Below are 21,223 nucleotides of genomic sequence, written 5' to 3' on the forward strand. Positions count from 1 at the left end.
GCGAAAATAAGCCGTCAGGCATTTGTCTTATTCAGTTCAGAACGCATCGTCCGGGATAAACTGAACCAGGAGTAAATGGCGTTAAACAGCACGACACCGGCCGTGACGATAAAAACGGCGCGAAAGCCAAAGCTGGCGGAAATTCCCGCCCCGACAAGCGGCCCGGTGACGTTGCCGATGTCACGAAACGACTGGTTATAGCTAAAAATACGTCCGGCGATTTGGTTCGTTGAGTTGTAGACCAGCAGGGTCTGTACGGCAGGTAATAACGCACCGTCTGCCGCGCCGAGCAAAAAGCGCAGCAGGCCGAGTTGCCAGGGAGACTGCACCATCGCCATCGGGATGAGTAACAGAACGGAAATCACCAGGGCACAAATCAGGATCTTTTCGGGCCCAACACGGTCGCCGAGTTTTCCCAGCCTTGGCGCGCTGAGCAGTGCCGCCACGCCAGGTACTGATGCGATCAGCCCGCTGATAAAGGCAATGTTGCTGACGTTTCCCGCCAGATCGCGCACGTACAGCGTTAAAATCGGGGCGATCGACCCGGTTGCCACCTGAATAATCATGGTCGTCACGAACAGGCTCAACACCAGTTTGGGGTTTTTCAGCGAGGTAAGAACATCCCGGGCATGAAGCATCTCTTTTTTGGTGACCGGCGTGAATTTTTCACGGATACAGAGCAAGGTGACGACAAAGCAGAGGAACAGCACGCTGGCGGTGATGAAAAAGACGGGCCGCAGACCGTAGCTATCCGCCAGTAAGCCACCCGCCAGAGGTCCAAGCAGCGCACCGCTGACGCCACCCGTTGAGAGCGTACCGAGAGCCCAGCCGCTTTTATGGCGTGGAATTTGTGTGGCAATCAGGGCGTTGGCATTGGGAATGAATCCGCCCAGGAGGCCAAGCAGTGCGCGCAGCACCAGAAACTGCCAGACGTTTTGCGCCACGCCCATCAGCGCCATAATAATAGCCATCCCCAGCGCTGAACGTAGCAGCATAATTTTTCGCCCCTTGCGGTCGGCAAGGCCGCCCCAGAATGGCGAAGCGATAGCGGAAAACAGAAAGGTGATGCTAAACACCAGACCTGACCACATATTGAGCGCGCTGTGGCCCGTAACGCCAAGCTGTTCAACGTAGAGAGGCAGGAAAGGCATGACCAGGCTGAACGCCGCGCCCGTCAGAAAGCAGCCGAGCCAGGCAACCGCGAGGTTACGTTTCCAGTTTATGGGAGCATCTGAGGGTGACATAACTCTCCGCAAATTAAGATACAGTGCGCCGGGAAGGGGAAGTAATAAGCGTGCTAATTATGCGCCTGGGTCAGGATTGCCGCAATGAGGGGGAGCTTTTAAAGCTAAAACAGCATGCGGCCCGGAGGCCGCATGACAATCAGTATCGGGAGGGAACGCCTTGCGGGCGTGTTTTAAAGCGGCGATGGAGCCACATGTACTGCTCTGGTGCCATCATGATGCATTTTTCCACAATATCGTTCATCCAGCGCGCGGTGGTTTCTGCGTCGTCCAGAGGAGGCGTGAGTTCTGGCTCAAGCATGATGAGCTGATAGCCTGAACCATCCGGCTTGCGGCGTGGGACAAAGGGAACAATTGCCGCTTTAGACATTCGGGCGAGCATCCAGGTCCCCGTGGTGGTCGCCGCTTCTTCGACGGCAAAAAACGGCACAAACACGCTGGATTGCGGGCCGTAATCGTGATCGGGAGCGTACCAGACCACCTCACCGGATTTGAGTGCGCGGATCATGCCCTTCAGATCTTTACGGTCAATCATGCTTTTGTTAGAGCGCATGCGGCCATTGGTCTGGATGAGATCGATGACCGGATTGTCATTCGGCCGATATACGCCAATACCAGGCGCCTGCATGCCAAACATACGCGCGCCAATTTCAAGCGTCAGGAAATGGACGCCAATCAACAGTACGCCGGTCTGATTAGCCTGCAATGTGTGCACGGGCTCCATACCTGTTCCGGCAACCTCCGTCCAGCGGGCCATTCTTTTGTCCGACCAGAACCATGCAATGCCTGTTTCCATCAGCCCCATGCCAACGGATTCGAAATTTTTAACCACCATATCGTGACGCTCTGTCTCACTCATCTGCGGAAAACAGAGTTCGAGGTTACGGTAAGCAATCCTGACGCGGCGTTTCATGAATTTCCGGGCAACGTGGCCGATCCCTTTACCGAGGCGGAAAATAACCGGGTAAGGAAGTTGTACGATAAGCCACAACAAGCCAATGCCAATCCAGGTCAACCAATAGCGGGGATGCAAAAGGGCGGCAGTAAATTTCGGTAACTGGGTCATGTCTGTCCTGTGTTCTTACGTCCTGAATGGCTATTCTCGCATTTTTTAGTACGTAGCCAAAATGTCTGTCATCGAAACGTGCACGAATCCAGCAATTGTTAATCCTGGTAAATCAGGTAGGCTGAAATGTAGCGTAAATTGTGTGGATGTAAATTAGCTTTGTTTGCTATATGATGCCGACCGATTTTAATTCTCTAACGAATGCAGGACTTGTACACCATGCCAGTGTTACACAACCGCGTATCGAATGAGATGTTGAAAGCGCGTATGTTGGCTGAAACCGAACCGCGCACGACCATCTCATTCTACAAATATTTCACTATTAACGACCCACAAGCGACCCGCGATGAACTCTATCAGGCATTGACTGCGCTCAATGTCTTCGGGCGCGTCTATCTGGCGCGTGAGGGCATCAATGCGCAGATCAGCGTGCCGGAAAGTCAGGTGAACGCCTTCCGTGATTTTCTTTACGGCTTCGATCCGGCGCTTAATGGCTTACGCCTGAACATTGCGCTGGATGATGACGGGAAATCGTTCTGGGTTCTGCGCATGAAAGTGCGTGAGCGTATCGTGGCTGACGGTATTGACGATCCCAGCTTTAATGCGGGTGACGTCGGGGAATACCTGAAGGCTGCTGAAGTGAACGCCATGCTTGACGATCCTGATGCGGTCTTTATCGATATGCGCAACCACTATGAGTATGAAGTGGGCCATTTCGAGAACGCGATGGAAATTCCGGCTGATACCTTCCGCGAGCAACTGCCAAAAGCGGTTGAGATGATGCAGGAACATAAAGACAAAAAGATCGTGATGTACTGCACCGGCGGTATCCGCTGTGAGAAAGCCAGTGCGTGGATGAAGCACAACGGTTTCAACAAGGTCTGGCACATTGAAGGCGGCATCATTGAGTATGCTCGCCGCGCGCGTGAGCAGGGTCTGCCGGTGCGCTTTATCGGCAAAAACTTTGTCTTTGACGAGCGCATGGGGGAGCGTATTTCCGACGACGTGATCGCCCACTGCCACCAGTGCGGAACGCCTTGCGATACGCATACCAACTGCAAAAACGACGGTTGCCACCTGCTGTTTATTCAGTGTCCAGCCTGCGCTGAGAAATTTAACGGCTGCTGTAGTGAGCTGTGCAGTGAAGAGAGCGTGTTGCCGGAAGAAGAGCAGCGTCGCCGTCGCGCAGGTCGCGAAAACGGGAACAAGATTTTTAATAAATCCCGCGGACGTCTGAATACCAAACTGGGTATTCCCGACCCTGAGTAATGTTTATGCCCGACGGAAAATACCGCCGGGCATATTTTTATCCCTTCTGCTGAACACCTTCCACGGAAATAATCAGTTCAACATCCTGAGATGCTGGGCCTAAATCCGTGGTGATGTTAAAGTCTTTCAGGTGAATTTTACCTGCAGCTTCAAAGCCTGCACGTTTCCCGCCCCACGGATCATCACCCTGACCAAGCAATTTCGCATTAAGAGTGACGGGTTTCGTTACGCCATTAAGCGTCAGGTTGCCGGTAATATCCAACTTGTCACCGTCCTTTTTCACGCCGGTAGAGGCGAATGTCGCCTGCGGGAATTTCGATACGTTCAGAAATTCTGCACTGCGTAAATGTTTATCACGCTCGGCGTGGTTAGTATCCACGCTATTGGTATTAATAGTGACGTTGACTTTATCCGCTGCCGGATTTTTCTCGTCAAAAGTAAAGGTGCCATCAAAATCGTTAAAGGTGCCATATAGCCAGCTATAGCCAAGATGCTGAATACGGAAATTGACGAAGGCATGTTGGCCCTCTTTATCAATTTTATAATCAGCCGCAACAGCAGAACCGGTGGTGAATAACAGTGAACCTAAGGCGATACCCAGCAGGTGTTTTTTCATTTTATGCTCCAGAGTCAGAAGACGAACGGCCAAGCATGCGCTTCAGCGTGTCGTCTTTATCGATAACGTGATGTTTGAGGGCCGCGAGCCCGTGAAGAACAGAAAGAATAACCACGCTCCAGGCCAGCCACAGATGGACTACGCCAGCCGTATCCGCCTGGACGCCAGCATCGCTGAGCGTAGCGGGAACGTCAAAAAGACCAAAGACGCTGATCGGCTTACCATCCGCTGTTGAAATAAGGTATCCGCTAATCAGAATGGCGAAAAGCAGGGCGTAGAGAGCAATATGGGCCGCGACAGCGCTCACGCGCGTGAATTTACCGTGGGTTTTCGGCGCGGGTGGCGGCGGGGAAATATGTCGCCAGACTACGCGGACAACCAGACCCATCATCAACAGGACACCTATGCTTTTATGCAGTTCCGGTGCCTGGTGATACCAGCCGTCATAATAGCTTAACGTGACCATCCAGAGCCCAAGCCCGAACATAGCATACACCGCAAGCGCGAATATCCAGTGCAAACCTATGGATATTATTCCGTAGCGATGGGGGGTATTACGCAATTGCATAGGAGATACCGATCAAAATCATTCGAGCAATAAAAATGAACGGGAATAGAGGATATTGCAACTGAAATAAGTAGATAACCTTTTTAATTTAATTTATTTCAGCGTATTTGAAGGTGTTGCGCAGATGTATTTCAAAAGCTTCGAGCAATAAAGCTCAGGCGGAATCAGTGGATGCGTTAAAAAATAATTAACCTCAAGAAGTGTCAATAAACGTCAGCGTTTCTTTTCAATAAAATACAATGTAAATAACATCAATGATTGCCAGCAGCGCCCACAACAACAGATAGAGCATAAAATGCTCGCGAATATTATTGACGAGTAAATCGACGATCCTGCGCATCATTTTTCCTCAGATAAAAGAGGCTCCGGAGGGCCGGAGCCTGGCGGGTATTATCCGTTAAAACGTGAGAGCGAGAAGGGCTGCAGATCAAATGGCGGCGTAATACCCTGAGCAAACTGCGCGGCAATTTCGCCAAGCACGGAGGCGAACTTGAAACCGTGGCCGCTGAGCCCGGTAATGAGCAGCGTGTTGTCATGCCCCGGCAGGGTATCAATGATGAAATCTTCATCAGGCGTATTGTCATAGGTGCAAGCCGCGCCGTAGAGCAAGCCGCCAACGCCCGGCAGGATAGTGCGCAGGAACATGAACGCTTCTGAACCATCCTGAGGGTATGCGCCATAGGGTTTGCGCTCCTCAGGCGTGGAGATAATTTGTCCGCCGTTGTGTTTGCCAATCTTAAGCGCGTCTTTCTCTGACGGGAAGCCGTAGAACTGATCGCCGTTCGGTAACTCGCCGGTGAATGCCGGGAATTTATTCTGCGTGCTGTAACGCCCGTCTGACTGGAACCAGGAGAAGACTTTGCGCACGGGCTGAATGGGCAGATCCGGGAGCAGTTTTGTTACCCAGGTTCCGGCGCTAATTAGCAGCCGAGACGCAAAATAGTCTCCGTCAGCGGTGGTGACGGTGACACCGTCAGCATGATGGGTAATGCCGCTTACAGGACAGTTGAATAACTGGGCACAGCCGGCTTTTGCCGCCAAATCAATCCAGGTCTTAATGGCCGCTTCACAATGCAGTACGCCCGAGTTGGCTTCAAACAGCCCGATGTAATCATCCGGAACGGCGATCTCCGGCCAGCGTTGCATAATGTCGTTCGCATCCAGACGTTCAACATCAAGATTAAATTCCTTCGCGCTTTGTTCCACGTTCGCAAGAAATGCAGAACTGGCCGGGCCAAGGTTGATAATCCCCGTGCGGTCAAAAATGCGTTCTTCGGTCAGCGTTGCCAGTTCATCCCACAGCGTCTGGGCACGTAAGACCAGAGGGACATAACGCTCTCCTTCACCATAGGCGTGGCGAATAAGACGGGTATCACCGTGATGGCTACCTTCCGCGTGCGGAGGAAGATGGGCATCAATCATCAGAACCTTCAGACCGGCCTGCGTTGCGTAATAACCGGCAGCAGAACCTACGGAACCGCTGCCAATAATGATTAAGTCGTATCTCATATGCATCTCGTTAACTCACGCTTTGTTAGCAGAGTAATTAACTATGCGGGCTGATACAAGGGAGAAATAAATAAGGCACCACGTGGGTGCCTGTTGAGTGAAAAATGGGCATTGTACTAATGCCGTTTATACTCATTTTCCTGATAGTCGCCAGATTCTATTTTTGCGATACCTGCTTCTAAAATAGAAATAAACTGACGGGCGACGTCTGTTGTAAGCCACAGCGTCTGTCCAACTTCCGCTTCGTCACGGTTGAGTTGATTTGGGGTCTGGTAGTGCAAACGCAGCATCAGCGCATCGTAGCTATCTACGGTACTGATATCCCAGCCGACAAGCGGGTGGGTCTGGATGACTTCACTATTCTTTTCCATTATAACCCCCTAAATGCGTGTTAGAAGACAACGGCTTTGAGGTTCAATGCATGTTTTTCTGAAAGCATCTTCAGTATACAAGTAATAAGGGTTCCGAAGAGAAAAATAAACAGCTGGCAACACATTTTTCTGCGTTTTAGGATTCTTCGAACAATAAAACACCGTCTTGTTCACGATTTTCTAAGAAGATGCTGAAATAATTTGAACTTATCCAGGATAAAAAACAAAAAAAGCCGGGGCGACCCGGCAAAACAAAACAATGAGGGAGCAAGGTTAATCCGTTATGAACCAGTCATCGGCGCTTTCCCACGTTTCCTGCAGGATTTCGCGGATACGATCTTTGTCTTCTTTTGCACCGCCGATGACGGAGAGGTTGTTTGCGGCCGCGTAACGTACCGTTACGGCGCCATCATTTTCAGGAAAGGTGCTGTGAATACGACGGGATAACTCGCCCGCCAGCGCATCAAGTGCGCCAGCAGGCAGAACGGTTGTTTTGGCAATGGTGACTTCAATACGCATAAATGCCCCCTGTGTAATATACTGTTTATATATACAGGTATATTATGAGTTTGACAACAAGAGGCGTTGATTTTTTAACGTTTTACCGTCCAGTGTACGGTTTCACCGGCCAGGAACGGGATCAGCGTGTCATCCGTCAACGGAATCGCGTCGTCCACCTGGCTGGCTTTGCGCTCCAGCTCGATGAAGCTCTCATTGACCGGCAGACCATAGAAGCGTGGGCCGTTGAGGGAGCAGAACGCTTCAAAATGTTCCAGCGCATTCATCTCTTCAAACACGGTGGCATAGCTCGCCAGCGCAGTCGGAGCGTTGAAGCAACCAGCGCAGCCGCAGCTGGCCTCTTTACGATGACGCGCGTGCGGGGCGGAGTCGGTACCCAGGAACGCGCGGGAGAAACCGCTCGCAACCAGTTCGCGCAGGGCTTGCTGGTGGATATTGCGTTTGAGGATCGGCAGGCAATAGAGGTGAGGGCGCACGCCGCCAACCAGCATGTGGTTACGGTTAAACATCAGGTGCTGAGGCGTGATGGTGGCGGCGATAAGATCGTTGCCATCGCGAACATATTCCGCGGCGTCTTTAGTGGTGATGTGTTCAAACACCACTTTGAGGGCAGGCAGACGCTGGCGCAGCGGTTCCATTACCGTTTCGATAAACCGGGCTTCACGGTCGAAGATATCAATCTCGGCGTGCGTCACTTCCCCGTGTACCAGCAGCGGCATGCCCAGTTTTTGCATCCGTTCCAGAACGGGCATGATGGCATCAATGCTGGTCACACCGTGGCTGGAGTTGGTGGTGGCATTGGCCGGGTAGAGTTTCGCCGCGGTGAAGACGCCTTCGTTAAACCCACGTTCCACTTCGTTCGGGTCGAGTGAATCGGTCAGGTAGCAGGTCATCAGCGGGGTGAAATCATGCCCCGCCGGAACGGCGTCAAGAATACGCTGGCGGTAAGCCATCGCGGCATCGACGGTCGTGACTGGCGGAACCAGGTTAGGCATAACAATCGCGCGGCCATAAATTTCGCTGGTGTAGGGCACGACGGTTTTCAGCATATCGCCATCGCGCAGATGGATATGCCAGTCGTCAGGGCGGCGGATTTTTAGAACCTGGGGTTGTGCAGTCATGGAAGCTCCGGCTTGTCAGGAATCAGTCATAAGGATGGCTGTTTTTGCCGGACACAAATCATAAGCGGAAACGTTTTCGTTTGCACACTTTTCTGCGAAAAAAAAGGGCGCTTCCGCGCCCTTCAGGTTAATCGGTGAAAGGAATAATGATTTCTCCCGGTTTCACCTCTATCCCTTTTGCATACTTTTTCGCGAGCGCTTCACCCTTGCTCTTGTCTTCGCTCAAGACATAGGCGGGTTGCTGGTTGAAGTAATTACGCAGCGACTGATTCAGATAAGGCATCAGAGTTTGCAGTACCGGCTTCATTTTGTCCGGCGTGACGACCGCATCGACGATCTCCATTTCCTGCAGGAAAATGGCCCCTTTCTCTTTGTTGAAGACCGGCAGCGCCTTGAGCTTCAGCTTAATATCGGCTTTCTGGTTGCCGAATAATGAGGTCATATCCAGCGTGGCGTCACCGGAAAGGGTGACTTTGTTCGGCTCTTCGCGACCAATCTGGCTGGCGAGATTGCTGAGGACGATATGGGCATCGGCAAGGCCCGGGACGCCGATGTCTTTGGCAAAGTTATTATGTTTTTCCAGCGCCTGATTAATTTCCTGCTCACTGACGGTGTACTGCGTAAGCTGGTTACAGCCTGCCAGCAGGCCACTCACAATTAACGCAGCGGCAATGACAATCTTCTTCATAGTGTTCCTCAACGAAAAATCGGCGCATCTGTCCTGATACGCCAGTATGTCAGTGTGAATAAGGAGAAACCAGCAGAAAAAACTGAGAATTGAGGCGGGATAGGATGCCCGCCAGAAAGAAGAACTAGGCGCCGGGTTCGAGCATGCCGCTCGCGCTGCGCTTCTGGCTGAATTGCCACCACAGGGCCAGCAGGGTCATAAAGCCCACCACACCGAGCATCATCCACGGCAGTTCCGGCTGGCTCAGCGCTTTACCAGCGTCGAACAGCCAGCCGCCTCCGGCATAGCCCAGCGCGCCGCCAAGGGCGAGCCCAAGTCGACTGAACCCCATATAGCTGCCACGCGCGCGCGCATCGGCCAGTGAGGCACTCAGCGTTTCACGCGCGGGTTCGGCAACGATCGATCCGATGTAGAAGGTGCAAATCAGCATGAACAGCTGCTGCAGCGAATTCACGAGCCCGATGGGCATCATGCTCAGCGTCATCAGCAGAAGCCCTGCCATCAGGCGATGCTCCAGACGAAAGCGGCGCTCGCTCCAGCGGGCTATCGGGTAAAGGAGCGTCAGTGACAGGCAGGCCTCAATGGCATACATCCACTTCACGGCGGCAGGGGTTCCTGCAATGTCGTTAACCATGATCGGCAGCATCAGCATGACCTGCACCGCCAGCATGTAGTACCCCGTCAGGGTGAGCACATAGGTGACAAAGCGTTTGTCGCGCAAAACGCGGCCCAGGCCTTCTCGCACCGGTGCTTTCACCGTCGACAGTTTCCACGCGGGCAGGAACAGGCCATTGAACAAGGCGCAGAGAATAAACAACACCGCACCAGTCGCACAGACCAGACGGAAATCATACTGCAGGAGCCAGCTGCCCAGCAGTGCGCCAATCACCGCGCCAGCGCTATCCTGCATCATCAGAATTGAGAAGAAGCGTCCCCGGTGCTGCGGGCGGATCAGCTTCACCACCAGCGCGGTGCGAGGCGGATCGAACAGGGTGCCGCCAATCCCGGAGAGGAAGCAGGAGAACCACAGCAGCCAGGGCTCGTGGGCGATTGCCATCGTGGCAAAGCCTGCCGCGCGTAACAGCATGCCGGTAACGATCATCGGTTTAGCGCCGAAGCGGTCAGCAATGGCCCCGCCAAAGACGCCCAGACCCTGCTGGACAAACTGGCGCAACCCCAGTGCAATGCCAACCATTAATGCCGCCCAGCCCATCTGATCGACAAAGCGGATCGAAATAAGCGGAAAAACGACAAAAAAGCCGAGCACGACCAGCATGTTATCGACGAGCAGGAAATATTTACCCAGGCTCCTGGCCTGTGATACGCGGGACATTTTCCCTCCAGGGAAAATAAGACGGTGAGCACGCTAACATTCTGCGGTGTCGCCGCGTTTTTTCCCACCCCCGGGTGTGACAATATTTTTTTATCAAAAGGGTGCTTTGATAGAGAGTTCTCATCGAAAAATGTGAAAAGAGGTCAAAATGGTATGTCACTGTTTTCACAGACGGCGCAGGCGCAGGTATAGTAAAGCTAATCGATAGAACAGAAGTGACGGGAAGGAGTGGTATCGATGTTTGGCTATCGCAGCAATGTGCCAAAAGTGCGTCTGACAACGGACAGGCTCGTCGTTCGTCTGGTGCATGAGCGTGATGCCTGGCGTCTGGCGGATTATTACGCCGAGAATCGCCAGTTTTTAAAGCCCTGGGAACCCGTTCGGGATGAGAGCCATTGTTACCCCTCCGGCTGGCAGGCGCGTCTCAGTATGATCGCGGAATTTCACAAACAGGGCAGCGCGTTTTATTTCGCGCTGCTGGATCCGGAAGAAAAAGAGATTATCGGCATCGCCAATTTTTCTAACGTGGTGCGCGGATCGTTCCACGCCTGTTATCTCGGCTACTCTATCGGTCAGAAATGGCAGGGGCAGGGGCTGATGTTTGAGGCGTTAACGGCGGCAATCCGCTACATGCAACGTACGCAACATATTCACCGTATTATGGCGAACTACATGCCGCATAATCAGCGCAGCGGGGATTTGCTGGCGCGCTTAGGCTTTGAGAAAGAGGGCTACGCCAAAGACTATCTGCTTATCGATGGCGAATGGCGCGATCATGTCCTCACCGCATTAACCACCCCGGACTGGACTGCAGGTCGTTAAGGAGAAAAGATGAAATATCAGTTAAGCGGTGCAGAAGCGCGCGTTGTCGGCAGCCTGCTGGAAAAACAGGTCACCACGCCGGAACAGTATCCGCTTTCGGTCAACGCCGTGACGATGGCCTGCAACCAAAAAACCAACCGTGAGCCGGTGATGAACCTCAGCGAGCATGATGTTCAGGACGTGCTGGATGCGCTGGTCAAACGCCACTACCTGCGCACCGTCAGCGGCTTCGGTAACCGCGTCACTAAGTATGAGCAGCGCTTTTGTAACTCCGAATTTGGCGACCTGAAGCTGAGCAGCGCGGAAGTGGCGGTCATCACCACGCTGTTGCTGCGGGGGGCGCAGACGCCAGGGGAACTGCGGACGCGCGCTTCCCGTATGCATGAGTTCAGCGATATGCAGGAGGTCGAACAGACGCTTGAAGGGCTGGCGGCTCGTGAGGATGGCCCTTACGTGGTGCGTCTGGCGCGCGAGCCGGGAAAACGCGAAAGCCGCTATATGCATCTGTTCAGCGGTGACGTTGACGACGCAAGCGCGACGGCTGACTCGGATCTTCCTGAACGCAATGACAGCCTTGCCGCGCGCGTAGAGGCGCTGGAAGACGAGGTCGCCGGGCTAAAACAACGTCTGGATGCGTTGCTGGCACATCTGGGAGACTAACAGTGAAAAAATTACGCATTGGCGTGGTCGGTCTGGGCGGTATCGCGCAAAAAGCGTGGCTACCGGTTTTGGGCGCAGCATCTGACTGGACGCTGCAGGGGGCCTGGTCGCCCACGCGCGAGAAGGCCGAACGCATCTGTGAAACCTGGCGCATTCCGTATGCCAGCTCGCTTCAGGCGTTAGCCCGCGAGTGCGATGCGGTATTTGTGCATACCTCAACGGCAACGCACTATCAGGTGGTGAGCGAGCTGCTCAACGCGGGTGTCCACGTCTGCGTGGATAAGCCGCTGGCAGAAAATGTTCAGGATGCCGAACGGCTGATTGAGCTTGCCGCGCGCAAAAAGCTGACGCTGATGGTGGGCTTCAACCGCCGCTTCGCACCGCTTTATCAGCAGCTTAAGGCGCAGTCGGGCACGCTTGCCTCGCTGCGGATGGATAAGCACCGTACCGACAGCGTCGGGCCGAACGATCTGCGCTTCACCCTGCTGGATGATTATCTTCACGTTGTGGATACGGCGTTATGGCTGACGGACGGCAATGCACAGCTGAAAAGCGGCACGCTGCTGACAAACGATCAGGGGCAGATGGTCTATGCGGAACACCACTTTGCCGTTGAGCATCTTCAGGTGACCACCAGCATGCACCGTCGGGCCGGTAGCCAGCGTGAATCCGTGCAGGCGGTGACCGACGGCGCGCTGGTCGACATTACGGACATGCGTGAGTGGCGAGAAGAGAAGGGCAACGGCGTGGTGACGCTGCCTGTTCCCGGCTGGCAGAGCACGCTGGAGCAGCGCGGTTTTGCCGGGTGTGCTCGTCACTTTATCACCTGCGTACAAAATCAGACGGTTCCTGAAACCTCCGGCGAGCAGGCGATTCTGGCGCAGCGCATTGTAGAAAGGCTCTGGCGCGACGCCATGAGTGAATAACTCGCTGTAACATCTGCGGATAGTAATTCGTTGAAATCCGGTTAGACTAAGCGCCGCTTGTTGGCTTTGCCGGGTGGCGCTTACGCTTACCCGGTCTACAAATCCGTATGGTTCTGGAAATTCACGTTAATGAACTTATTAAAATCGCTGGCGGCCGTCAGCTCGATGACCATGTTTTCCCGCGTGCTCGGCTTTGCGCGCGACGCCATTGTGGCAAGGGTATTTGGTGCAGGGATGGCCACGGACGCCTTTTTCGTCGCGTTCAAATTGCCGAACTTACTACGCCGTATTTTTGCGGAAGGCGCGTTTTCCCAGGCCTTCGTGCCGATTCTCGCAGAATATAAAAGCAAGCAGGGCGAGGACGCGACCCGCGTTTTTGTCTCTTACGTCTCGGGGTTACTGACCCTGGCGCTGGCGGTGGTGACCGTCATCGGGATGCTGGCCGCGCCCTGGGTGATTATGGTGACGGCACCGGGCTTTGCGGATACGGCGGATAAATTTGCCCTGACCTCGCAGCTTCTGCGCATTACCTTCCCCTATATTCTGCTGATCTCGCTGGCCTCGCTGGTGGGGGCGATACTCAATACCTGGAACCGCTTCTCCGTCCCGGCGTTTGCGCCGACGTTTCTTAACGTCAGCATGATCGGCTTTGCGCTGTTTGCCGCACCCCATTTCAATCCGCCGGTGCTGGCGCTGGCCTGGGCCGTGACCGTGGGCGGCGTGCTGCAGCTTGCTTACCAGCTGCCGCACCTGAAGAAAATCGGCATGCTGGTCCTGCCGCGTATCAACCTTAAAGATGCCGGTGCGATGCGGGTTATTAAGCAGATGGGGCCCGCGATCCTCGGGGTTTCCGTCAGCCAGATCTCACTCATCATCAACACCATTTTTGCCTCTTTCCTGGTGTCTGGTTCGGTCTCATGGATGTACTACGCTGACCGTCTGATGGAGTTTCCGTCCGGCGTGCTGGGCGTGGCGCTGGGGACCATCCTGCTGCCGTCGCTCTCCAAAAGCTTTGCCAGCGGCAACCACGATGAGTATTGCCGCCTGATGGACTGGGGGCTGCGTCTCTGCTTTCTGCTGGCGCTGCCGAGCGCGGTGGCGCTGGGGATTCTGGCGAAACCGCTGACGGTGTCGCTGTTCCAGTACGGTAAATTTACCGCCCATGACGCCGCCATGACCCAGCAGGCGCTTATTGCCTATTCGGTAGGGTTGATGGGGCTGATTGTCGTGAAGGTGCTGGCACCGGGATTCTATTCACGCCAGGACATCAAAACGCCGGTGAAAATCGCCATTGTGACGCTGATTATGACCCAACTGATGAACCTGGCGTTTATTGGTCCGCTGAGACACGCCGGGCTGGCGCTGTCGATTGGTCTGGCGGCCTGCCTGAATGCCGGGCTGCTGTACTGGCAGCTGCGTAAGCAGGATATTTTCACGCCGCAGCCGGGCTGGTCGCGTTTTCTTGTGCGTCTGGTGATCGCGGTGCTGGTGATGTCGGCGGCATTGCTGGGCATGCTGTATGTCATGCCGGACTGGTCAGCGGGCACCATGCCATTCCGCCTGATGCGCCTGATGGCCGTTGTAGTGGTCGGCGTGGTGGCATACTTCGCCACGCTCGCGGTGTTGGGATTCAAGGTGAAAGAGTTCACCCGCCGTACGGCATAAACGCCAAAAGGGGAGTTCACCTTATGGTGCTCCCCACTGCCTGATTTGCCGCTAAGGCGTCAAATCGAAATCTTTTTCCCGCCCGTAATGCGTGCCGTGGCCGTCTGACCATCCGCACCGTACAGCCCCGGCTCTTTATGGGGCTTTAATACTTCCAGAGCCTGCTGATTACGCACCATCTGTCCCTCAAGTAACCAACCGTTATGCTGGTTGAGATCGCGCAGATGCTGGGTTTTTTCCGTAATCGTTTGCCAGCGTTCGACAATTTCATCGTTGGCGCTGCGCTTCTGATCCTGTTCAGCGCGTCGCTGCTGCTCAAGGTAATCCAGCGTCGCCAGAAGCGAACTTTTGTCTTCAGTAATGCGTTGCAACGCGCTGCCGTTGATTTGACCCGAAGACAGGTGTTGTTGTTCAGCATCCATTACCGTTTTCAGGTCGTTCAGGACAACCGTCATCTGATCCAGTATTTCTGACAGTCGACTCATACGGTTATTTACTCTGTAAGAAACTCTGCGCTTCCTCGATCAGCGCGTCAGCGATTTTGCTGGTATCCATTTTCAGCTCGCCGTTACGAATGGCCGTTTTCAGCGCTTCAACACGTTCCATGTTGATATCGCTGCTGCCCGGCTGCATCAGTTTGGACTGCGCGTCGCTCAGGGTCACGCTGGTGCTGTTAGCCGTAGACGGTTTTTCCAGACGCGTTTTCTGCGCGGGAGCGTCATTCGTTTCGCGAGGTTGTACAGTGCTAACCGGCTTCAGGGCTGATGTACGATCAATGCTCATAGTGTTGTCCTCATCGAGGGTTCGCGGCGTTTGCGCCTGACATCATCATTAGTTGAATATTTATCGGCAGGCACCGCGAAATCTTTAAAAAGATTATAGGTTAATCAGAATATTCCCATCAGAATCGACGGTTCCGCTAACCACCTGGCCTGAAGACATTCTGACCCGGGCATTTTGCGCCACGGCGGCATTGTTTAATGCCTTACCTTCACTGTTGATACTAAAGCCGTCTCCGTTGGCAACCACCATCACCTGTTGACCCGCTTTCACCCGCCACGCTTTACGCAGCATGGAGAGCTGAATGGCCTGGCCTGGTGCCATATCGCGCAGGCTGACCGCGTCCTGTGCCTGGTTTATGTCCAGCATCGTTCGCGGCGGAAGCTGATCCAGTCGACCGCGTTTAAGCGTCACGCTGCTGGCCTGCAGTACGCTGCCGCGGGCAATGGGCGCGGCGGCAACAACATAATTGCCCGTCGCCTGAACCGCAACCTGTAAATAGCGTTTTTCGTTGGCGCAGCGCGCCAGCACGTTCACGTTACCCCACAGCTTTGTCGTGCCGGTCACGGTGAATGAGGGCTGTTCGCAGGAGGGATAGAGATTAGGCGGCGTGCGAACGGTGACGCTGACTTCATCACTAAAGCCCGCCAACTGCTGTGCAAAAAAAGTCGTCAGCTGAGCCTGTAAGTTTTCAGCCTGCGCCAGAGGGCTTAAAAGCAATAAGGTTGCCGCCAGGCCTCGTTTTATCGTCCGCATTGCACATCCCACCGTTTCCAGAATTGAGAGGATTCTACCCGCAGTGGTTTTACATCAACGCAATAAATAGCGACGCATTTTGCGCTTATTCCGTCGATAGGGGAGACGGGGTGAGATTTAAGCTGTGAACTGAAATTTTGCCATCAGCGGAGGAGACATGCTCGATAAACTCGACGCCGCGTTACGTTTTCAGCAGGAAGCGCTCAATTTACGCGCCCAGCGGCAGGAGATTTTAGCCGCCAATATTGCCAACGCCGATACCCCGGGGTATCAGGCGCGCGATATTGATTTTTCCAGTGAACTTAAAAAAGTGATGGAGCGTGGACGTGCCGAAGGAACGGGTGTCGCACTTGCACTGACATCCTCACGCCATATTCCTGCTCAGGCGATGACCGCGCCCACGACCGATTTACTTTATCGCATTCCCGACCAGCCATCGCTTGACGGCAACACCGTCGACATGGACCGGGAGCGTACGCAGTTTGCCGATAACAGCCTGCAGTACCAGACGGGTCTGACCCTACTCGGCGGACAAATTAAAGGCATGATGACCGTCCTGCAAGGGGGCAACTAATCCATGGCTTTGCTGAATATTTTTGATATCGCCGGTTCGGCGTTAACGGCACAGTCCAAGCGTCTGAACGTTGCCGCCAGTAACCTCGCTAACGCCGACAGCGTAACCGGTCCTGACGGACAGCCCTATAAAGCAAAACAGGTGGTCTTTCAGGTCGATGCTGCACCGGGTGCGGCAACAGGCGGCGTGAAAGTCTCTGACGTGGTGGAGAGCCAGGCACCTGACAAGCTGGTGTATGAACCGGGCAACCCGCTCGCCGATGCCAGTGGTTACGTGAAGATGCCTAACGTGGATGTGGTCGGTGAGATGGTGAACTCGATGTCCGCCTCGCGCAGCTATCAGGCAAACGTCGAAGTGCTCAACACCGTGAAGAGCATGATGCTCAAAACACTCACGCTCGGCCAGTAAAGGAGACACGCATGTCCATTGCCGTCAGTATGAATGACCCAACGAATACGGGGGTCAGCAGTGCCAGTACGACCTCCGGTTCCAGCTCCCTGACCGGAAGCAGTGCTAACGATCTGCAAAGCAGCTTCTTAACGCTGCTGGTGGCGCAGCTGAAGAACCAGGATCCTACCAACCCGATGCAGAACAACGAACTGACCACGCAGCTTGCGCAGATCAGTACCGTGAGCGGCATTGAGAAACTGAATACCACGCTCGGCTCCGTCTCCGGTCAAATCGACAACAGCCAGTCTTTGCAGGCAGCCAACCTGATTGGTCACGGGGTGATGATCCCGGGGACCACCATTCTGGCGGGCACCAGCACCACCGATGGCACCTCAACCACCACCACCACGCCGTTTGGCGTTGAGCTGCAGCAGGCGGCTGACAAAGTGACCGCGACGATCACCGACTCGACCGGTGCCGTGGTACGCACCATCGACATCGGTGAGTTGAAAGCAGGTGTGCATACCTTCACCTGGGATGGCAGCCTGACCGACGGCACCAAAGCGCCAAACGGTTCCTATAAGGTGGCGATCAGCGCCAGCACCGGGACCACCCAGCTGGTTGCGCAGCCGCTGCAGTTTGCACTGGTTCAGGGCGTCATCAAAAGTAGCGATGGCAACAAACTGGATTTGGGTACCTCTGGTACCACCACACTCGACGAAGTTCGGCAGATTATCTAAGCCTTTACACTTATCAGGAGTAAGTCATGGCCTTTTCTCAAGCGGTCAGCGGCCTGAATGCTGCGGCCACCAACCTGGACGTCATTGGCAACAACATCGCCAACTCCGCGACCTATGGTTTTAAATCCGGTTCGGCCTCGTTTGCCGATATGTTTGCAGGCTCTAAAGTCGGCCTGGGCGTTAAAGTCGCGGGTATCACTCAGGACTTTACCGACGGTACAACCACCAATACCGGTCGTGGTCTGGACGTTGCCATCAGCCAGAACGGTTTCTTCCGTATGGTGGATTCCAACGGCTCAGTGTTCTACAGCCGTAACGGCCAGTTTAAGCTCGACGAAAACCGTACCCTGGTGAACATGCAGGGGATGCAGTTGACCGGCTATCCGGTTGCAGGTACGCCACCAACGGTGCAGACCGGTGCGAACCCGCAGGCGATTACCATCCCTAACACCCTGATGGCCGCGAAGGCGACTACAACGGCAACCCAGCAGATCAACCTGAACTCCACGGATGATGCGCAGACTGCCGCGTTCGATGCGACTAACCCGGATACCTACAACAAAAAAGGGACCGTGACCGTATTCGATACCCAGGGTAACGCCCACAACATGTATGTCTACTACGTCAAAACAGCAGACAACAAATGGGATCTGTACACCCAGGACGGTAGCGTTGCCGGTTCTCCAGCAACCAAAGCCGCTCAAATGAGTTTCGACAGCAACGGTAACCTGGCGGGCGTGTACAACTACAACGCGGCTGGCGTGCTGAGCGCGACGCCAAACGCCACCCCGGCCATCAACATCACCACCGGTTCGGTGAGCGGCGCGACGCCTGCGACGTTCTCCCTGAGCTTCCAGAACTCCATGCAGCAGAATACCGGTGCCAACAACGTTGTCGGGACCACCCAGAACGGCTACAAGCCGGGCGATCTGGTGAGCTATCAGATTAACGACGACGGTACCGTTGTGGGTAACTACTCCAACGAACAGACGCAGGTTCTGGGGCAGATCGTGCTGGCAAACTTCGCTAACAACGAAGGCCTGAAATCTGAAGGCGACAACGTCTGGTCTGCAAGCCAGTCCTCCGGCGTTGCGCTGCTCGGCACGGCGGGTACCGGTAACTTCGGTACGCTGACCAACGGCGCGCTGGAAGCCTCTAACGTGGACCTGAGTAAAGAGCTGGTGAACATGATTGTCGCGCAACGTAACTACCAGTCGAATGCGCAGACCATCAAAACGCAGGATCAGATCCTCAACACGCTGGTTAACCTGCGTTAAGCGGCTAACAGGAACGCGCAATGGATCACGCAATATATACAGCGATGGGCGCGGCAAGCCAGACGCTCAATCAGCAGGCCGTTACCGCCAGCAACCTGGCAAACGCCTCCACGCCGGGCTTTCGCGCGCAGCTTAATGCGCTGCGTGCGGTGCCGGTCGAAGGGCTTTCATTGCCCACGCGTACGCTGGTGACGGCATCCACTCCCGGTGCCGATATGACGCCGGGCCAGATGGATTACACCTCGCGTCCGCTGGACGTTGCCCTTCAGCAGGACGGCTGGCTGGCGGTGCAAACGGCAGACGGCGGTGAAGGCTATACCCGTAACGGTAATATCCAGGTGAGCGCAACCGGGCAGTTGACCATTCAGGGTCATCCGGTGATGGGCGAAGCCGGTCCGCTCACGGTGCCGGAAGGCTCAGAGCTGACCATCGCGGCAGACGGCACCATCTCGGCGCTGAATCCGGGCGACCCGGCCAACACCGTTGCGCCCGTCGGGCGTCTGAAGCTGGTTAAAGCGGAAGGCAAAGAGGTGCAGCGCGGCGATGACGGCATGTTCCGTCTGACCCAGGCGGCACAGGCCACCCGTGGCGCTACGCTCCAGGCTGACCCGAGCATTCGCGTGATGTCCGGCGTGCTGGAAGGCAGTAACGTCAAGCCGGTTGAAGCCATGACCGACATGATCGCCAGCGCCCGCCGTTTTGAAATGCAGATGAAAATTATCAGCAGCGTGGATGAAAACGCGAGCAAGGCTAACCAACTTCTGGCTATGAGTTAACAGGACTCCTTATGATCAGTTCTTTATGGATCGCGAAAACAGGCCTGGACGCGCAGCAAACCAACATGGATGTGATTGCCAACAACCTGGCAAACGTCAGCACCAATGGTTTCAAGCGTCAGCGTGCGGTTTTCGAAGATTTGCTTTATCAAACCATTCGCCAGCCGGGTGCTCAGTCTTCTGAGCAAACGACGCTGCCGTCCGGTCTGCAGATTGGTACCGGCGTGCGTCCGGTGGCGACCGAGCGTCTGCACAGCCAGGGCAACCTGTCTCAGACCAACAACAGTAAAGATGTCGCCATCAAAGGGCAGGGTTTCTTCCAGGTGCAGCTGCCTGACGGTACCTCAGCCTACACCCGTGACGGCTCATTCCAGGTCGATCAGAACGGCCAACTGGTGACGGCGGGCGGTTTCCAGGTTCAGCCTGCAATCACCATTCCGGCGAATGCCCTGAGCATCACCATCGGGCGCGACGGTATCGTGAGCGTCACTCAGCAGGGTCAGGCCGCACCCGTTCAGGTTGGACAACTCAACCTGACCACCTTCATGAACGATACCGGTCTGGAAAGCATTGGTGAGAACCTCTACACCGAAACCCAGTCCTCCGGTACGCCAAATGAAAGTACGCCGGGACTGAACGGCGCGGGTCTGCTGTATCAGGGTTATGTTGAAACCTCGAACGTTAACGTGGCGGAAGAGCTGGTGAATATGATCCAGGTTCAGCGCGCGTATGAAATTAACAGTAAAGCAGTGTCGACGACCGACCAGATGCTGCAGAAACTGACGCAACTCTAAGGTGCAGCCCGGTGCGGTCAACGCCGCACCGACTCCCTGTTTTCGAAGATGAAGGCAATGCAAAAAAACGCGGCGTTTCGTTATCCGATACTGACTGTTCTGGCCGTCACCCTCAGCGGGTGTGCCTGGATCCCGTCTAAACCATTGGTCGAGGGTGCGACGACCGCCCAGCCTGTTCCCGGCCCCGCGCCCGTGGTGAACGGCTCCATTTTCCAGACCGCGCAGCCGATTAACTACGGCTATCAGCCGCTGTTTGAAGATCGTCGCCCGCGTAACGTTGGCGATACGCTGACCATTGTGCTGCAGGAAAACGTCAGTGCGAGCAAGAGCTCGTCGGCGAACGCCAGCCGCGATGGCAAAACCAATTTTGGCTTCGACACCGTTCCACGCTATCTGCAGGGCCTGTTCGGCAATGCGCGTGCGGATGTTGAGGCGTCTGGCGGCAATACCTTTAACGGTAAAGGTGGTGCGAACGCCAGTAACACCTTCAGCGGCACGCTGACGGTGACGGTTGACCAGGTGCTGGTTAACGGCAATTTACACGTTGTGGGTGAAAAACAGATCGCCATTAACCAGGGCACTGAGTTCATTCGCTTCTCCGGTGTGGTTAACCCTCGCACCATCAGCGGCACCAACACCGTACCGTCCACCCAGGTGGCGGATGCGCGCATTGAATACGTCGGTAACGGCTATATCAATGAAGCGCAAAATATGGGCTGGCTGCAGCGTTTCTTCCTTAACTTATCGCCGATGTAAGCG

The 21,223-nt window shown here is 54.9% G+C and carries 26 protein-coding genes; 12 read left to right on the forward strand and 14 right to left on the reverse strand.

Going from position 1 to position 21,223, the window contains the following annotated elements; all coding sequences use genetic code 11:
* Positions 1 to 14: 14 nt before the first annotated feature.
* Positions 15 to 1,244 carry a multidrug efflux MFS transporter MdtG gene (mdtG, locus tag ACTJJA_RS04095; RefSeq protein ID WP_089599861.1) on the reverse strand — a complete coding sequence of 410 codons (1,230 nt, stop codon included), beginning with the start codon at positions 1,242 to 1,244 and terminating at the stop codon, positions 15 to 17.
* Between the two features lie 139 nt (positions 1,245 to 1,383).
* Entirely contained in the window at positions 1,384 to 2,310 is a 927-nt protein-coding gene (locus ACTJJA_RS04100; protein ID WP_108418053.1) for a Kdo(2)-lipid IV(A) acyltransferase, read from the reverse strand.
* Positions 2,311 to 2,529: 219 nt separating this feature from the next.
* On the opposite strand from ACTJJA_RS04100, the gene trhO reads away from it, so the two are divergent.
* Positions 2,530 to 3,579, forward strand: a complete 1,050-nt coding sequence (gene trhO / locus ACTJJA_RS04105) for an oxygen-dependent tRNA uridine(34) hydroxylase TrhO (RefSeq protein WP_440666337.1) — start codon at positions 2,530 to 2,532, stop codon at positions 3,577 to 3,579.
* 37 nt (positions 3,580 to 3,616) lie between these two features.
* Here the strand turns inward: trhO and ACTJJA_RS04110 are convergent, their stop codons facing one another.
* From ACTJJA_RS04110 to mdtH, 9 genes are all read right to left on the reverse strand, one after another.
* Entirely contained in the window at positions 3,617 to 4,195 is a 579-nt protein-coding gene (locus ACTJJA_RS04110; protein ID WP_010429605.1) for a YceI family protein, read from the reverse strand.
* Between the two features lies 1 nt (position 4,196).
* Positions 4,197 to 4,763: a cytochrome b gene (locus ACTJJA_RS04115; RefSeq protein WP_042718788.1), complete on the reverse strand. Its 567-nt coding sequence runs from the start codon at positions 4,761 to 4,763 to the stop codon at positions 4,197 to 4,199.
* Positions 4,764 to 4,989: 226 nt separating this feature from the next.
* Positions 4,990 to 5,103 (reverse strand): DUF2770 family protein, encoded by a 114-nt coding sequence (locus ACTJJA_RS04120; protein ID WP_010429609.1) that lies wholly within the window; start codon positions 5,101 to 5,103, stop codon positions 4,990 to 4,992.
* Between the two features lie 50 nt (positions 5,104 to 5,153).
* On the reverse strand, positions 5,154 to 6,272 hold the full coding sequence (gene solA, locus ACTJJA_RS04125; protein ID WP_440666340.1) for an N-methyl-L-tryptophan oxidase: 1,119 nt from the start codon (positions 6,270 to 6,272) through the stop codon (positions 5,154 to 5,156).
* Between the two features lie 116 nt (positions 6,273 to 6,388).
* On the reverse strand, positions 6,389 to 6,643 hold the full coding sequence (bssS, locus tag ACTJJA_RS04130) for a biofilm formation regulator BssS (protein ID WP_003858012.1): 255 nt from the start codon (positions 6,641 to 6,643) through the stop codon (positions 6,389 to 6,391).
* Positions 6,644 to 6,916: 273 nt separating this feature from the next.
* On the reverse strand, positions 6,917 to 7,162 hold the full coding sequence (dinI, locus tag ACTJJA_RS04135; RefSeq protein ID WP_010429615.1) for a DNA damage-inducible protein I: 246 nt from the start codon (positions 7,160 to 7,162) through the stop codon (positions 6,917 to 6,919).
* A gap of 74 nt (positions 7,163 to 7,236) precedes the next feature.
* Entirely contained in the window at positions 7,237 to 8,283 is a 1,047-nt protein-coding gene (gene pyrC / locus ACTJJA_RS04140) for a dihydroorotase (RefSeq protein ID WP_042718793.1), read from the reverse strand.
* A 127-nt stretch (positions 8,284 to 8,410) separates the two neighbouring features.
* Positions 8,411 to 8,971 (reverse strand): lipoprotein, encoded by a 561-nt coding sequence (locus ACTJJA_RS04145; protein ID WP_420985162.1) that lies wholly within the window; start codon positions 8,969 to 8,971, stop codon positions 8,411 to 8,413.
* Between the two features lie 124 nt (positions 8,972 to 9,095).
* Positions 9,096 to 10,304, reverse strand: coding sequence for a multidrug efflux MFS transporter MdtH (mdtH, locus tag ACTJJA_RS04150; protein ID WP_440666343.1), 1,209 nt, complete (start codon positions 10,302 to 10,304; stop codon positions 9,096 to 9,098).
* A 237-nt stretch (positions 10,305 to 10,541) separates the two neighbouring features.
* On the opposite strand from mdtH, the gene rimJ reads away from it, so the two are divergent.
* From rimJ to murJ, 4 genes are all read left to right on the forward strand, one after another.
* Entirely contained in the window at positions 10,542 to 11,126 is a 585-nt protein-coding gene (gene rimJ / locus ACTJJA_RS04155) for a ribosomal protein S5-alanine N-acetyltransferase (protein ID WP_010429626.1), read from the forward strand.
* A 9-nt stretch (positions 11,127 to 11,135) separates the two neighbouring features.
* Positions 11,136 to 11,786, forward strand: coding sequence for a YceH family protein (locus tag ACTJJA_RS04160; protein WP_440666345.1), 651 nt, complete (start codon positions 11,136 to 11,138; stop codon positions 11,784 to 11,786).
* A gap of 2 nt (positions 11,787 to 11,788) precedes the next feature.
* Positions 11,789 to 12,712 carry a Gfo/Idh/MocA family protein gene (locus ACTJJA_RS04165; protein WP_440666347.1) on the forward strand — a complete coding sequence of 308 codons (924 nt, stop codon included), beginning with the start codon at positions 11,789 to 11,791 and terminating at the stop codon, positions 12,710 to 12,712.
* Between the two features lie 129 nt (positions 12,713 to 12,841).
* Positions 12,842 to 14,377 carry a murein biosynthesis integral membrane protein MurJ gene (murJ, locus tag ACTJJA_RS04170; protein WP_089599868.1) on the forward strand — a complete coding sequence of 512 codons (1,536 nt, stop codon included), beginning with the start codon at positions 12,842 to 12,844 and terminating at the stop codon, positions 14,375 to 14,377.
* Between the two features lie 59 nt (positions 14,378 to 14,436).
* Here the strand turns inward: murJ and flgN are convergent, their stop codons facing one another.
* From flgN to flgA, 3 genes are all read right to left on the reverse strand, one after another.
* Positions 14,437 to 14,862: a flagella biosynthesis chaperone FlgN gene (gene flgN / locus ACTJJA_RS04175; RefSeq protein WP_108418043.1), complete on the reverse strand. Its 426-nt coding sequence runs from the start codon at positions 14,860 to 14,862 to the stop codon at positions 14,437 to 14,439.
* A 4-nt stretch (positions 14,863 to 14,866) separates the two neighbouring features.
* Positions 14,867 to 15,160, reverse strand: coding sequence for a flagellar biosynthesis anti-sigma factor FlgM (gene flgM, locus ACTJJA_RS04180; RefSeq protein WP_010429637.1), 294 nt, complete (start codon positions 15,158 to 15,160; stop codon positions 14,867 to 14,869).
* A gap of 93 nt (positions 15,161 to 15,253) precedes the next feature.
* The gene (gene flgA, locus ACTJJA_RS04185) at positions 15,254 to 15,913 is read right to left on the reverse strand and encodes a flagellar basal body P-ring formation chaperone FlgA (protein ID WP_089599870.1); all 660 of its coding nucleotides are present in this window, start codon (positions 15,911 to 15,913) and stop codon (positions 15,254 to 15,256) included.
* Between the two features lie 157 nt (positions 15,914 to 16,070).
* Between flgA and flgB the strand changes: the two genes are divergently transcribed.
* The 7 genes from flgB to flgH are packed head-to-tail and all read left to right on the forward strand — an operon-like array spanning position 16,071 to position 21,220.
* The gene (gene flgB / locus ACTJJA_RS04190; RefSeq protein ID WP_010429643.1) at positions 16,071 to 16,487 is read left to right on the forward strand and encodes a flagellar basal body rod protein FlgB; all 417 of its coding nucleotides are present in this window, start codon (positions 16,071 to 16,073) and stop codon (positions 16,485 to 16,487) included.
* 3 nt (positions 16,488 to 16,490) lie between these two features.
* The gene (flgC, locus tag ACTJJA_RS04195) at positions 16,491 to 16,895 is read left to right on the forward strand and encodes a flagellar basal body rod protein FlgC (RefSeq protein ID WP_010429647.1); all 405 of its coding nucleotides are present in this window, start codon (positions 16,491 to 16,493) and stop codon (positions 16,893 to 16,895) included.
* Between the two features lie 11 nt (positions 16,896 to 16,906).
* Entirely contained in the window at positions 16,907 to 17,617 is a 711-nt protein-coding gene (flgD, locus tag ACTJJA_RS04200; RefSeq protein ID WP_010429650.1) for a flagellar hook assembly protein FlgD, read from the forward strand.
* 26 nt (positions 17,618 to 17,643) lie between these two features.
* Positions 17,644 to 18,894 carry a flagellar hook protein FlgE gene (gene flgE, locus ACTJJA_RS04205; protein ID WP_089599871.1) on the forward strand — a complete coding sequence of 417 codons (1,251 nt, stop codon included), beginning with the start codon at positions 17,644 to 17,646 and terminating at the stop codon, positions 18,892 to 18,894.
* Between the two features lie 20 nt (positions 18,895 to 18,914).
* Positions 18,915 to 19,670, forward strand: a complete 756-nt coding sequence (locus tag ACTJJA_RS04210) for a flagellar basal body rod protein FlgF (RefSeq protein ID WP_010429655.1) — start codon at positions 18,915 to 18,917, stop codon at positions 19,668 to 19,670.
* Between the two features lie 11 nt (positions 19,671 to 19,681).
* Positions 19,682 to 20,464: a flagellar basal-body rod protein FlgG gene (flgG, locus tag ACTJJA_RS04215; protein ID WP_000625853.1), complete on the forward strand. Its 783-nt coding sequence runs from the start codon at positions 19,682 to 19,684 to the stop codon at positions 20,462 to 20,464.
* 57 nt (positions 20,465 to 20,521) lie between these two features.
* Complete coding sequence (gene flgH / locus ACTJJA_RS04220) at positions 20,522 to 21,220, forward strand: flagellar basal body L-ring protein FlgH (RefSeq protein ID WP_126543703.1); 699 nt, start codon at positions 20,522 to 20,524, stop codon at positions 21,218 to 21,220.
* Positions 21,221 to 21,223: the final 3 nt, after the last annotated feature.

This window comes from Enterobacter sp. 22452, from assembly GCF_052045065.1.
Classification (GTDB): Bacteria; Pseudomonadota; Gammaproteobacteria; order Enterobacterales; family Enterobacteriaceae; genus Enterobacter; species Enterobacter mori.